This window comes from Methanobrevibacter sp., from assembly GCF_036307625.1.
GTDB lineage: Archaea > Methanobacteriota > Methanobacteria > Methanobacteriales > Methanobacteriaceae > Methanocatella.
This window is the reverse complement of sequence record NZ_JAXJXF010000104.1, coordinates 1-12,582: the sequence shown is the minus strand read 5'-3', so window position 1 is coordinate 12,582 and position 12,582 is coordinate 1. Positions and strand designations below refer to the sequence as shown.

The window sequence follows — 12,582 nt, the reverse complement described above, 5'->3', positions numbered from 1 at the left end:
TTTTAATATATATTCTTATTTTTATATTTAATTGCTCATTTAAGCAAAATATTTAAATATTAAGTCGTATTATAATGTATATTTAACTTACGATTAACTTTATTAATCTTAAGTTTTTAATGAATTTTATGAGGTGAAAATTATGTCTGAAATACCAAAAGCTCCTATCGCTAGAATCATTAAAGAAGCTGGTGCTGAAAGAGTAAGCGAAGATGCAAAAGCTGAATTAGCTGCTTACGTTGAAGAAGTTGCTCGTAATGTTGCTAAAGAAGCTACTCAAGTTGCTAAAATCGCAAAACGTAAAACTATTAAAGCTGATGATATTAAATTAGCTATTAAAAACTTATAAATAAGTTTTTATTCCTTTTTTTATTTTTTTAGGTGTTATTATGAATGATAATACTATATTGATTAAAAATGCATTAATTTTAAGTCCAAATAATAATTTTGAAAATAATGAACAATCTCTTTTAATTAAAGGCAATATAATTTCTGAAATTTCAGAGGATATAGATGACAGCAATGTCGATAAAGTCATTGATGCTAGCGGAAAAATATTACTTCCTGGATTTATTAACACTCATACTCACTTATCCATGGCTTTGTTTAGAGGTTTAGCAGATGATTTAAGTTTAGATAGCTGGTTAAATGATCATATATGGCCAATGGAAGCGAATCTAAATGGAGAATACTGTTATATTGGAGCATTATTAGGTGCTGTTGAGCTAATCAAATCAGGTACAACAACCTTCAGCGACATGTATTTTTACATGGAAGATGTTGCACGTGCAGTGGATGAAGCGGGTATCAGAGCGGTTTTATCATATGGAATGATTGATTTTGGAGATGCTGAAAAAAGGGAAAACGAATTCAATGAGAATATTTCCTTGTTTGAAAATTGCAATGGCATGGCAAATGGAAGAATTAAAGTATTTTTCGGACCTCATTCTCCTTATACTGCATCAGAGGAATTGTTGATTAAAGTCCGTCAGTTGGCAGATGAATACAATATGGGTATTCATATTCACGTTTCCGAAACCGAAAAGGAAATCAATGATTTATTGGATGAAAAAGGTCTAAGACCTTTTGAATATTTAGATAAAATCGGATTTTTAGGTCCTGATGTCGTTGCCGCTCATAGCGTATGGTTAAGTGATAATGAAATTGAAATCATTAAGAAAAACAATGTCAAGGTTTCACATAATCCATGCAGTAACATGAAATTAGCTTCAGGAATTGCTCCTGTTTCCAAACTGATTGAAAATGATATTTGCGTAAGTATAGGTACTGATGGTGCTTCTTCAAATAACAATCTAGATTTAATCGAAGAGTTAAAGACAGCAAGTCTGCTTCAAAAGGTTTCCACACTTGATCCTAAGGCATTGTCTTCTGATGAAGCATTGGCTATGGGTACAATTAAAGGTGCTGAAGCTTTAGATTTGGATGATGAAATTGGTTCTATTGAAGTAGGTAAAAAAGCAGATATTATTTTAATTGATACCAATTCGGCTAATATGGTTCCAAACAGTTCTAATTTAAGTTCTAATATTATTTACTCCGCAAACGGTTCAAATGTTGATACCACTATTTGTGACGGTAAAATATTAATGGAAAATAAGAAATTAGTTGTTTTGGATGAACAGGAAATTTATGAAAAAGCTAGAAAAGCTATTGAAGAATTAAAAAAATTAAAAGAAGCTTCTATCTAGCTTCAAATTTTATTTTATTTTTGTTTACAATAATGCTTCTTTTCCATTCATCTGAACTTTCAGGGAAGTCAGATCTGTAATGTGCTCCTCTACTTTCTCTACGCAATATTGCTGATTTTACGATTAAAATACAAATTTCAACCATGTTGGTTACTTCAAGGGCAGTTACTAAATCATCGTTATATTGCTTTATATCCCTTACATTCAGGTTTTTCAACTCTTTTTGCATTTCTAAAAGTTGTTTCAATGCTTCGTTCAGGCCTTTTTCATCACGTACAATTGCCACTTTTTCCCACATTAAGTTTTTAATCCTATTTTTAAATTCTTGTGGTTTAATTGATCCTTTATTAATTAGATTTTTGATTCTTGAAGCTTCTTTTTCAACCATTTCATCATTTGTTTTTATTTCAGATTCTTTGGCTACTTTAGAAGCACTTTCACCTGCAATTTTACCGAACACCTGAGTATCCGCTAAAGCATTTCCACCTAAACGGTTAGCTCCATGAACTCCGCCACAGACTTCTCCGGCACCAAATAGGTTTTCAAGTGATGTAGATGCATCTGTATCAATTTTTAAACCGCCCATAAAGTGATGTGCAGTTGGTGCTACTTCTATTGGTTCATGCTTGATGTCTACACCAACGTTTTCAAATTGTAAAACCATTGTTTCAAGTTTTTCCTCTATGTATTCATCGTCCAAGTGTGAAATGTCCAGGTAGACTCCACCGCTTTCGGTACCTCTTCCTTCAATAATCTCTTGATAAATTGAACGGGCGACAACGTCACGGGTTGCAAGCTCCATTTTTTCAGGAGCATATTTTGGCATGAACCTTTCACCATCTTTATTGATAAGTTTTCCACCTTCAGCCCTAACTGCTTCAGTTACAAGCACTCCTTTTTTAGATTCTGGTTTCACCATTCCTGTTGGGTGGAATTGGATTTGTTCCATATCAATCAAGTTAGCTCCGGCTCTGTATGCTATTGCAAAACCATCTCCATTTTTTTGGAAGGTGTTTGATGTTACAGGGAATAATTGACCAGCACCTCCACTGGCTAAGATTACTGATTTTGCTTTGAAATAAATTAAACTTGAGTCCTTTAAATCGAGCCCGGTTGCACCTATTACCTGATTGCCTTCAGTGATTAATGATGTAATCATAACTTCTTCGATGCATTCAATGTTTCTTTTTATGATTTCTTCTTTTAGGGCATTTAATAATTCTGCACCTGTTCTATCTCCTTGATAACAGGTTCTTCTATATGTTTGTCCTCCAAATGGCCTTTGATTTATTTGACCTGATTCCTGCCTGTCGAACAGTGCACCATAGTTTTCAAGGTCTATTAACCTTTTTGGAGATTCGTTCACGAGAATTTCTACAAGTTTTTTGTCATTGAGGTAGCTTCCGCCTTTTAGAGTATCCTCCATGTGGGCTTCAATTGAATCATCTTTATCAACAGTTTTAAAAACAGCGTTGTATCCTCCTTCTGCCATTCCTGTACAGCCGGACCTGAATGAAAGACCTTTTGATACAATAGTTGCTTTTAATCCGGATTCATCAACTTCAATAGCAGCTCTTGAACCTGCTCCTCCTGAACCGATTATTAATACGTCTGTAGAGATAGTTTTTATATTCATTTAAATTACCCTGTAAACTTTTATCAGTAATACTTTTATACTTATTGGTTAAAATAATTTCTTAATAATATTTATTTATCAAAAGTTAATTAATTATTATTGAATCTATATTTCTTAAATCAAATCATGATGAATTATAGTGTTCTTTTATTAAATTGAAATTTCAGTTAAGATTTTGATAGATATATTAAACTCTATGTAATTTGGTGAGAGGTTATTTGATGAAAATTGATGGTGAAGTTACAACTGGTATGGGAAAGGCGGAGTTTTTCCTATCACAAGAGTTTTACATTAATGAATTTAAAAAAAATTTGGGATTCATACCATATCCCGGAACTTTAAATGTTATTGTCGATGCGAAATATTTGCATGATATTAATGAAATTAAGAACAACTGCAAAAATATAATCAAGCCAGATACAGAATTTGGAGCCGTAAAATATATAAGGGCTATTTTAAATGACCAGATTGATGGATCTATTGTATTTCCCGCCAAAACAACTCATGAAGAAAATTATCTGGAATTTATTGCAGAAGAAAAATTAAGAGAAAAGCTTAATTTGAATGATGGGGACATTGTTAGTATAGAATTTTGAAATGATTTTTTTTTACCGTAAAGTATTTTATATATGATAGATATATTTTTTAATACGTTCTCAGGGCGGGGTGAAATTCCCCACCGGTGGTGATTTTTTTAAATAAAATAAGTCCACGAGCACAAGGGTGTTGATTTGGTGAGATTCCAAAACCGACGGTTATAGTCCGGATGGAAGAGAAGATAATAGTTATTTTTGGCCCTGGTTCTAGTACAATATGGAGTGTTACTATGAATCAAGAAACAAACTTAGATAAAGCTTTGGAAGCTATAAGAAATGGTGAATTTGTATTAGTTTTTGATGATGATGACAGGGAAGGAGAAGTCGATATGATTATCGCTTCTGAATTTGTAACCCCTAAATCAATTGCAACCATGAGAAATGATGCAGGCGGTTTAATCTGCAACTGTTTACATGCTGATTTTTGTGATGAAATTAAATTGCCGTTCATGGTTGATATTATGCAGGCTGCATGTGAAAAATATCCTGAACTTGCTAAACTTGCACCGAATGATATCCCATACGATGAAAGATCATCATTTTCAATTTGGACCAATCACAGAAAATCATTCACTGGTGTAACAGACCATGACAGAGCAATGACTATCAGTGAAATGGCAATAATGATGAAAGAGGAAAGATTTGATGAGTTCGGAGCTACTTTCAGGTCTCCTGGTCATGTATGTCTTTTAAGAGGAGCCGACGGTCTTGTAAAAAATAGAAGAGGACACACTGAAATTGGTCTTGCATTATGTGAATTAGCTGGCGTTACTCCTGTTTGTGTAGTTTGTGAAATGATGGATGGTGAAACCGGACAGGCTACTACAATCGCAGATGCTCGTAAGTATGCTGAAGAAAACGGGCTTGTCTTGCTTAAAGGCGAAGACATTATTAATAAATATTTAGAAGAATAGTATTTTTAACTATTCTTTTTTTCTACAATATAATTTGCAATAAATTCTGTAATCTGTTTTATTTTATATGAATTGTAAATGCTGAATGCGACATATCTCCCATCATTCATCTTAATTTCTATTCCATCTCTTATTTCTTTTGAGGTGTTTATTTCAATTATTTTAAACCATGGAATTCTCAGTGTCTTGTTTTTCAGTGCCTTTTCAAAGTGAATTCCATCATCTTTGAATTTGACTATTTTCACAACACGTCTGTTCATGTCGGAAGCTATTTGGATATCGCCATTTTCGTCAAAGACATAATCCGGTATCATGCAGCTAGCTTTCCAACCTTGTTTCATTTTTTTTAAAACATGTGCCCTATCTTTCTTTGTTAGTTTGACGCCTGTTTCGGGACTTAAATTAAGAGCCATTATATCACTTTTCTTTTTATTTCATCAAATGAGTAAATCTTTTCAAATTCTACTTCACGAGCCATATTGATTATTTTGTCAATGTCTAGGTTTTCCTCAATCAAATCAAGCGCATATTTTGTAAACAGTTCATATCTTATTTCAACTTCAGGAATAAATCCTCTCATGTCGGCAGATTTTAATTTTGGAAGTTTTAAAACATCTTCAACATTTGTATTTTCTATTATATATGGCTTGACAGTGTCGAATATATCTTCATTATATACTTTATTTAGGAGTATCGCTTCGACACTAACTCCAAGCTTATTCAGCATGTTTTCATGTGCTACAATATCGACGGCTGCAGATTCTATACCTCCCTTATTGACTCCTGTAGCCAATATCATTGGAATTTTTGAGGACATTGCTATTTCTGCTGCAGAAAATGGAACCTTTTCGTTTAGAAGTCCGGTGAATACACTCATCACTCCTTCAATTAGGACAATATCGTAATCTGAATTGTTTAATATTTTTATTGTAGACTCAATATCTTTCCATCCCAGATGTCCAATTTTTATTGAAGCGAAATCTTCCATTTTCCCCTTTGTCAAATATAGTCCAGGTATAATGTCACGAACATCTGGACCCACTTTAAGGAGTGCAACTTTGTATCCTCTTTTTCTTATTGCACCTGCCAGACCGGTCAATATGAAAGTTTTGCCGGAGTCAGATCCGTTACTTCCAATCATCAGGTATTTTGGTTTTTTGTTTGGTTTAATTGGGGGTACCTTTATGCCACTGTTGATTCCGACTTCGCGATGTAGAAATTTTTTGACTTCATTGTTTCTATTGTAAATGTCATCGAGGTTCTGTATATCTATTTGTTGCTTTAGGTTTTCTACAAGAATCGGGTTTTCATCCAGTATGCCATGAATCATTGTACCGATAACATTTCCGTCATCGTTACATGCTCCAGAAAAGATGTTGTACTCTCCTTTTTTGTTGGTATCACCATAATTTATCCTTTGAACCTGTGAATAGAATAAGGGCTTTGCATCCCCTTCAACTTTACCGTAGGTATGAGTATGGAATCCATTAACGTCTTCAGTTTGGTTTTTAACTAAAAATGAGTTGTCGAATACCTTTGCCTTTACTCTGTCGCTTGTTATAAGCGGTGAAAAGTTCACATCTATTATTCCAAGCCCTTCCTTGACAATAGGTACTGGGGATTTTCTTCCGATGTCTATCTGATTTGAAAGCAGTTGAAAACCTGCACAGATTCCAATAATGGGTTTTCCATCACGAGCCATTTTTTTTATTTCAGTATTTAATCCCATATTTATGTCATTTGACTCAATTAAGGTTCCGCCTGGAATTATTAATGCATCTAATTCTTTTGAAGCCTTGTTTCCATTAATCAAACCGTTTTCTTTCACGATGTCTGTCGGTAAATTTCCAAAATCTTCAAATCCCGGAACGGCTCCGCTTACATAAGCAAGTCCTATTCTTGTCATAAAATAACCTCTTACTTATTACTTATACTCTATAAGTTATAAAATTTAGAGGTGTATTTCAAGTGTAAAATCACAAGGCATGTTTAATGTATGGATGCTTGGAAATACAAGTCGATTAACTTTTTGTTAGTATATAAAGTTTTCTATTTTTGTAACTAAAAGTAATTAAAACTTAATTCATTTAATCTTTGATTTTTCATATTGGTGATTCTTTATTTTATAATAATCGTGAGTTTTTCAATCAAGGATATAAATAATGGTTTTTAAATTGTTAAATTTTGATTATATTTATTTTCAATTAGTTAAATTATATTGATTATAATTTTGAAATAACTATTTTTTTAAATGGCTGTGTCAATATTAAACTGCACAAGATTTTTATACAATTAAATGTAATAATAATTTCAAAAATAATTTACATGTGGTGAATATGGGCAATTCACGAATATTGAAAATAATGTTTCCATTGGACATTAAAAGTTTATCAATGGTGGAAAGAGTATGTTCTATACTAATTTACACTGTTCCTCTCTTATTATTGGCCATATTAACATATATTAATTTAAATGACTTTTTTAGTATTGTAATTTGGATATTATATTGCATTTTGTTTAGTCCTTGGTTTTATTACATTTTGGATTATGAAAGATTGGAAAAGAAATATAAAATCATGTCAGATATTAGATTTGGCAGTACTTATGAATTTTTGTCTAAATTGATGGTATTTTCAGTTCCAGGAATCATTATTGCAATAATTACAATTAGTTATTTTTTAAACCAATTGAATTTAGGAATCATTCTTTCCTCTGCTTTCATTGTACCGTCATTGGCATTATACTTTAGAAATGATGTTTTTAATGATGGAAGTTGTATTGAAGGGGAAGAAATTATTTTAGGTTATATTCCAACATGGTATGGATTGTTAAGTTTGGCTGTGGGAATTTACGGTTATTTTAATGCATTTAAATTAAGTAACTTAACCATGGCAATAACTTTAGGTTTAATTACCTTAATTTTTCAAATATTATTTGTCATTCCAGATAAATTCAATAAAATCTTATCATTTGAAGTTAGAAGAAAGAAAGGATGTATACTACTTTTGATTTCATTAATTATAATATTTTTCTTAATATCTATGATATTGGGTTCATATGGGATCAATTTTAATATTATTGATTTATCTTTTGAATCAATTATAAGAAAAGCTGTTACTTGGGTTATTGCTATTATTTTAGTGATACTTTTTGTAAGGAAAATTAAAGATATGGGTTAGGAATAATATTTTTCATATTAAAGTCAGTTCGAAAACTATTTCAATTTAATACTGTGTTTTTGCAAGAAATCACATTTCAAAAATATTTATTGTATGTGGTTGATGATTAATTTTTTAAAATTTATTAAATTACTTATTTTTTGTGATTTAAATAGTTTTAATTAAAAATAAAAAATTTATGATGGTTGATGATTACCTTCTTTTTTTTAACATGTGCAATTTTTGCACAAGTTGAAGTTTTACTCAATTCTTCATTTTTTCAAATGTTTTGTAATCTAGTAACTTTTCTTAAAAATTGTTTTGAGTTTGTAAAATTGATTTAATATTGTAAAATTGTTCTAAAAGCAAATAAAAAGATATTTAAACGATTATAAACTAATGATTATTAAAATTTCAATAATAATTAACTTCAAGGTATTGAATGAGATATTAAAACTGGTTACATGATATTATTTATATGCTCGGTTTCATATATTATACTGTGAAATTATTTTTGCAATGTTTAAAACTGTAATGGGGTTTTTAAATGAATGATAATATAAGTTATGACTCTGAAAAATTTAAATCAATGATACACTACATTATCAGCAGATGTCACACAAAGGATAATTTTGCTAGGGTTGTATTATATAAATTATTGTATTTTTCTGATTTTGATAATTATGAGAAATATGAAAAACCGATTAGCGGTGAAACTTATATTAGAAAACAAATGGGACCAGTTCCTTTACACTTTTTTGAAGCTATTGGTGAATTAATTGATGAAGGAAAAATAGCTGAGAGTTCCGAACGTGTTATAAATTATTTAAAATATAAATATTCCTCATTAACAGATCCGGATATCAGTTTATTATCCTCTGATGAGATTCAAGTAATGGACGATACAATCAATAAACTTTCTCATTTCTACTCTGAAGAGATAAGTAAATATTCTCACGGTGATATTCCTTGGAGATTAGCAAAAGACGGCGAAATATTAAATTATGAAGCTGTCTTTTATAGGGATCCAGAATATTCTGTGAGGGAGTACTATGACTGAGTACATGGGTTACACATTTGAATACCATCATAAATTTAAAAAAGAGTTTCAAAAAACTTTCACCAGGCACCAATGCCCTACAATTAAAAGCGACTTTAAACTCTTGTACGATATTTTAATCCAACATCTTTCGGAATCAGATAAATTTGAATCCCATGTTTGTATGCGTATGGCAGGTTTAGAGAATCATGTGAACGTGCCTGCATTCATTATTAAGAAGTTCCGTTGTGAAGGAATAAACAAAGGTGTAAATTCAGGTTTCAGAATAACATTCCTCTTTGATAAAGAAGAAAGTAAATTTATTTTTGTTGAACTGTTCCATAAGAACAAAAAGAAAATTCCTGATAAGAATCGGATAAATGAACTATTTGTAAAAGAAGTTGAAATCAATGATGAATTGTATGAACATGAAAAAGAATATTTAAGTAGAAATTAACTCTGGAATAAGGATGTCTTAGTGTTATTTGATTTAATGGTAAGTATGTAATTATTCTTGTAGTTACCATTTGTAAATAAAATTTTAAAAATATACTTACTCAAAATTGAAATTTTTGATTAGATAGATTCTGACAAAATAGTAAGTATGCGATTTTTCTCTGCATTACTTTTTGTAAATAAAATTTTAAAAATATGCTTACATGAAAATGAAATTTCAGATTACTTAAACTCTAAAAAGAGTAACTATGTGTTTTTTATATGTCCTACTTTTTCTTAATCAAATTCTTTAAAATACTTAAAATGTTAATAAAAAAAAGAAGTTATTGAGTGTTTTCAAATACACTCATAGCTTTGATAATTTTTAAGTCATCTAAAGGTTTTGCCTGAATTTGCAATCCTACTGGAATGTTTTCTACTTCACCAGCCTTGATGCTTCCTGCTGGAATTCCTGCAAGGTTAGCGATTACGGTTAAAATATCGTAAGCATACATTTCCATAGGTTCTAGCTCTGCACCAATTTCGTGAGGAAGTTTAGGCACAGTTGGTCCTACAATCAAATCAACGTTTTCAAGCATTTTTGTTATTTCGCCTCTGATTACAGACCTTGCTTTCAAAGCTTGCTTGTAATATTTACCACTGAATTCTGCTTCAGCAATGTGTGAACCGATTTTGATTCTTCTAAGCACCTCATCTCCACATACTTCTTCAATTCTGTATCCGTAATCTCTTCCGTCATATTTTCTGGTTGCTGAGAAGAATTCCACATAGTTGATTAGGTAGTAAGTAGGCAGACATAAGTCAATATAATCGAAACTTACTTCAACAAGCTCTGCTCCAGCATCAACTAACTTATCAATAGCTTTGTTGACGGTTTTGTTGATTTCTTCATCTGTAACGTCAATGAATTCTTTACATACAGCTATTTTCATACCTTCCAATGATATATCTTCCAATACTTCAGTGAAGTCAGGCTTGTCCCAGTCCAAGGTAGTACATTCGGTTTTATCATATTTTGCGATTGTATTTAAAGCCAATGCAATGCCGCTGACGTCATTTGCAAGCGGTCCGATTTGGTCTAGACTCATGGATAAGTCAAGTAAACCTTGTCTTGAAACGGCACCATATGTTGGTTTGAATCCAACAACTCCACAGTGGGATGCAGGGTTTCTGATGGATCCTCCTGTATCTGAACCTATAGAGATATCACACATTTTCGCTGCAATTGCCGCTGCACAGCCACCAGATGAACCACCGGGGATTCTGCCCATAGCAGCAGGGTTTTGAGTAGGTCCATAATAGGAAGTTTCAGTTGAACTTCCTGCTGCAAATTCATCCATATTTAAAATACCGATGATTATACCATCTTCATCAAGAATTTCTTCAACAACAGTTGCATTGTAACTTCCGATGTAGTCCTCTAAGGTTTTGGAAGCTGCTGAAATAATCATGTCTTCAACATTAATGTTTGCCTTTATACCAAATACTAAACCAGCTAAAGCTCCAACTTCTTCGCCGGTTGCGATTTTTTCATCAATAGCTTCTGCTTGTTTTAATGCATTTTCATAGTTTAATTCAATGAATGCATTAATTTCTTCGTTATTTTCATCGATAACTTTAATGAAGCTTTCAACATTTTCTTTAGCTGTCATTTCTCCACTTTTTATGGAGTTTAACTTTTCAATAACGTTCATTAAAACACCTTAATAATCGTAAATTATAATATTATTAGTTTGTTTTTCAATATTTATATAGTTGCTTTTTTTCAAAGAGTCAAAATTGGAAGTTGCAACTAACATCATATTATAATGTAAAGAAATAGTTTGCTTTATTTTAAGTGTATTGGTATGTTATTTCTGATATTATGAAAATGGATTCAGATTTTTTAAATATTTTATCTTAACTGACAGAGGCAGGCTTTAGTTTCAATTGCTCTTTGATGAAATTTAAATAACAAGATAACAAAAAAAATAATAAATGACAATGATACAATTAAATTAAACTTTTTCAACGATAACCAAGTTTAAAAAGCAATATTGATTGAATCTGTCGAACCTTCGGGACGAAGGGGATAGCACGGTAATTCTATACTCATTGGAGTATACAGCCCGTGAAGTAAGAATCCCAACTTCTATAAAGTTGAGGTAGTTCAATTGGTGATAAAAATTTTTACTACTATGTTTTTGTTATTTCTTCAAGGAATACGTGAATCAGTAGGGGTTCCTTAAATACTTTCTTTATGAATTGTACCGACTTTGGAAATTTACCTATTATTTTGTTTTTAATTGCCATGATTTACTGGAGTTACGATAAAAAATTAGGAGAATATTTGTTAGTATCACTATCCTTTTCTCGTTTAGCTAATAGTTTTGCAAAACTTACGGCTTGTGTTTATCGTCCATGGGTGCCTGATTCAAATGTCCATCCTTATGAAAAGGCTTTAGAAACAGCTACTGGATATTCTTTCCCAAGTGGGCATATTACATCTGGAACAATATTATTTATAGGATCTATCATTAGGGGCAATATTACAAAAGGATTGCAATTCTTTTTCATTTTCTGTCTTGTATTACTGGCATTTACTCGTTGTTACTTCGGTGTGCATTATTTAACCGATGTTATAGGTGCATTTATAATTTCTTTAATAATACTATTTATCTTTAAAATGCAAGAATACCACAACTTCTGCAAGTTGTGGATGAATTGCACTATTGGGTGTACTGTCTTTTTTAATTAATTTTATTGTGTTTTATTTTATTTGCGTTTTTTTTTGAGGCTATTTTATGTCATGAATTTTTATTCAGTATACTTTTTTTGTTATTGGATTATTAAATAATTGCTTTGGGTATGAAAAATTGTTTTGGTTTTGAAAAATTGCTCTGAGTTCGTTATTCGATTACTTTTCAAATGCTCTCTATTATTTTTTATATGTGGGTAATTATAAATGAGATATTATTCAATTAAATGTGATTTTAATTGTTGTTTTAAAAAAGAGTAGATGTTTTTTCATTTTTTTTTTAGATATGAATGAAAATGGTATAATAATGATGGACTGGAGGAATGAGATTTATGGG

At 31.2% G+C, this 12,582-nt stretch carries 12 protein-coding genes and 1 riboswitch; of the genes, 8 read left to right on the top strand and 4 right to left on the bottom strand.

Going from position 1 to position 12,582, the window contains the following annotated elements; translation table 11 throughout:
• The first annotated feature begins 142 nt into the window (after nt 1-142).
• Together UIB65_RS06875 and UIB65_RS06870 are read left to right on the top strand one after the other, a co-directional pair.
• Nucleotides 143-349 carry a histone gene (locus UIB65_RS06875; RefSeq protein ID WP_292609670.1) on the top strand — a complete coding sequence of 69 codons (207 nt, stop codon included), beginning with the start codon at nt 143-145 and terminating at the stop codon, nt 347-349.
• Between the two features lie 40 nt (nt 350-389).
• Nucleotides 390-1,709 (top strand): amidohydrolase family protein, encoded by a 1,320-nt coding sequence (locus UIB65_RS06870; RefSeq protein WP_330040486.1) that lies wholly within the window; start codon nt 390-392, stop codon nt 1,707-1,709.
• Here the strand turns inward: UIB65_RS06870 and tfrA are convergent.
• Nucleotides 1,702-3,345, bottom strand: a complete 1,644-nt coding sequence (gene tfrA / locus UIB65_RS06865; RefSeq protein ID WP_330040484.1) for a fumarate reductase (CoM/CoB) subunit TfrA — start codon at nt 3,343-3,345, stop codon at nt 1,702-1,704. The two genes, UIB65_RS06870 and tfrA, sit on opposite strands and share 8 nt — an antisense overlap.
• Nucleotides 3,346-3,566: 221 nt before the next feature.
• On the opposite strand from tfrA, the gene UIB65_RS06860 reads away from it, so the two are divergent.
• Entirely contained in the window at nt 3,567-3,941 is a 375-nt protein-coding gene (locus tag UIB65_RS06860; protein WP_330040483.1) for a DUF120 domain-containing protein, read from the top strand.
• Between the two features lie 52 nt (nt 3,942-3,993).
• Nucleotides 3,994-4,127: riboswitch (FMN riboswitch) on the top strand.
• Between the two features lie 44 nt (nt 4,128-4,171).
• Nucleotides 4,172-4,855 carry a 3,4-dihydroxy-2-butanone-4-phosphate synthase gene (gene ribB, locus UIB65_RS06855; RefSeq protein ID WP_330040482.1) on the top strand — a complete coding sequence of 228 codons (684 nt, stop codon included), beginning with the start codon at nt 4,172-4,174 and terminating at the stop codon, nt 4,853-4,855.
• Nucleotides 4,856-4,860: 5 nt separating this feature from the next.
• Here the strand turns inward: ribB and UIB65_RS06850 are convergent, their stop codons facing one another.
• Both UIB65_RS06850 and UIB65_RS06845 read right to left on the bottom strand, forming a co-directional pair.
• Nucleotides 4,861-5,268, bottom strand: a complete 408-nt coding sequence (locus UIB65_RS06850; protein WP_330040481.1) for a hypothetical protein — start codon at nt 5,266-5,268, stop codon at nt 4,861-4,863.
• Nucleotides 5,268-6,761, bottom strand: a complete 1,494-nt coding sequence (locus tag UIB65_RS06845; RefSeq protein ID WP_330040480.1) for a DJ-1/PfpI family protein — start codon at nt 6,759-6,761, stop codon at nt 5,268-5,270. Before UIB65_RS06845 ends, UIB65_RS06850 begins: the two co-directional genes overlap by 1 nt.
• 670 nt (nt 6,762-7,431) lie before the next feature.
• Here UIB65_RS06845 and UIB65_RS06840 point away from each other — a divergent pair.
• The 3 genes from UIB65_RS06840 (at nt 7,432) to UIB65_RS06830 (ending at nt 9,509) form a co-directional block, all read left to right on the top strand.
• Complete coding sequence (locus UIB65_RS06840; protein ID WP_330040479.1) at nt 7,432-8,034, top strand: hypothetical protein; 603 nt, start codon at nt 7,432-7,434, stop codon at nt 8,032-8,034.
• Nucleotides 8,035-8,560: 526 nt separating this feature from the next.
• Nucleotides 8,561-9,073: a Panacea domain-containing protein gene (locus UIB65_RS06835; protein ID WP_330040478.1), complete on the top strand. Its 513-nt coding sequence runs from the start codon at nt 8,561-8,563 to the stop codon at nt 9,071-9,073.
• Nucleotides 9,066-9,509 carry a hypothetical protein gene (locus tag UIB65_RS06830; protein ID WP_330040477.1) on the top strand — a complete coding sequence of 148 codons (444 nt, stop codon included), beginning with the start codon at nt 9,066-9,068 and terminating at the stop codon, nt 9,507-9,509. The genes UIB65_RS06835 and UIB65_RS06830 overlap by 8 nt, the downstream gene beginning before the upstream one ends.
• A gap of 322 nt (nt 9,510-9,831) precedes the next feature.
• Here UIB65_RS06830 and gatA read toward each other — a convergent pair whose 3' ends face one another.
• Nucleotides 9,832-11,202: an Asp-tRNA(Asn)/Glu-tRNA(Gln) amidotransferase subunit GatA gene (gene gatA, locus UIB65_RS06825; RefSeq protein ID WP_330040476.1), complete on the bottom strand. Its 1,371-nt coding sequence runs from the start codon at nt 11,200-11,202 to the stop codon at nt 9,832-9,834.
• A gap of 545 nt (nt 11,203-11,747) precedes the next feature.
• Between gatA and UIB65_RS06820 the strand changes: the two genes are divergently transcribed.
• Entirely contained in the window at nt 11,748-12,245 is a 498-nt protein-coding gene (locus UIB65_RS06820) for a phosphatase PAP2 family protein (RefSeq protein ID WP_330040475.1), read from the top strand.
• Nucleotides 12,246-12,582: the final 337 nt, after the last annotated feature.

Bases quoted from the DNA above. Each gene is read 5' to 3' on its own strand.
- UIB65_RS06875 (WP_292609670.1), top strand. From the start codon at position 143: ATGTCTGAAATACCAAAAGCTCCTATCGCTAGAATCATTAAAGAAGCT.
- UIB65_RS06870 (WP_330040486.1), top strand. From the start codon at position 390: ATGAATGATAATACTATATTGATTAAAAATGCATTAATTTTAAGTCCA.
- tfrA (WP_330040484.1), bottom strand. From the start codon at position 3,345: ATGAATATAAAAACTATCTCTACAGACGTATTAATAATCGGTTCAGGA.
- UIB65_RS06860 (WP_330040483.1), top strand. From the start codon at position 3,567: ATGAAAATTGATGGTGAAGTTACAACTGGTATGGGAAAGGCGGAGTTT.
- ribB (WP_330040482.1), top strand. From the start codon at position 4,172: ATGAATCAAGAAACAAACTTAGATAAAGCTTTGGAAGCTATAAGAAAT.
- UIB65_RS06850 (WP_330040481.1), bottom strand. From the start codon at position 5,268: ATGGCTCTTAATTTAAGTCCCGAAACAGGCGTCAAACTAACAAAGAAA.
- UIB65_RS06845 (WP_330040480.1), bottom strand. From the start codon at position 6,761: ATGACAAGAATAGGACTTGCTTATGTAAGCGGAGCCGTTCCGGGATTT.
- UIB65_RS06840 (WP_330040479.1), top strand. From the start codon at position 7,432: ATGTCAGATATTAGATTTGGCAGTACTTATGAATTTTTGTCTAAATTG.
- UIB65_RS06835 (WP_330040478.1), top strand. From the start codon at position 8,561: ATGAATGATAATATAAGTTATGACTCTGAAAAATTTAAATCAATGATA.
- UIB65_RS06830 (WP_330040477.1), top strand. From the start codon at position 9,066: ATGACTGAGTACATGGGTTACACATTTGAATACCATCATAAATTTAAA.
- gatA (WP_330040476.1), bottom strand. From the start codon at position 11,202: ATGAACGTTATTGAAAAGTTAAACTCCATAAAAAGTGGAGAAATGACA.
- UIB65_RS06820 (WP_330040475.1), top strand. From the start codon at position 11,748: ATGAATTGTACCGACTTTGGAAATTTACCTATTATTTTGTTTTTAATT.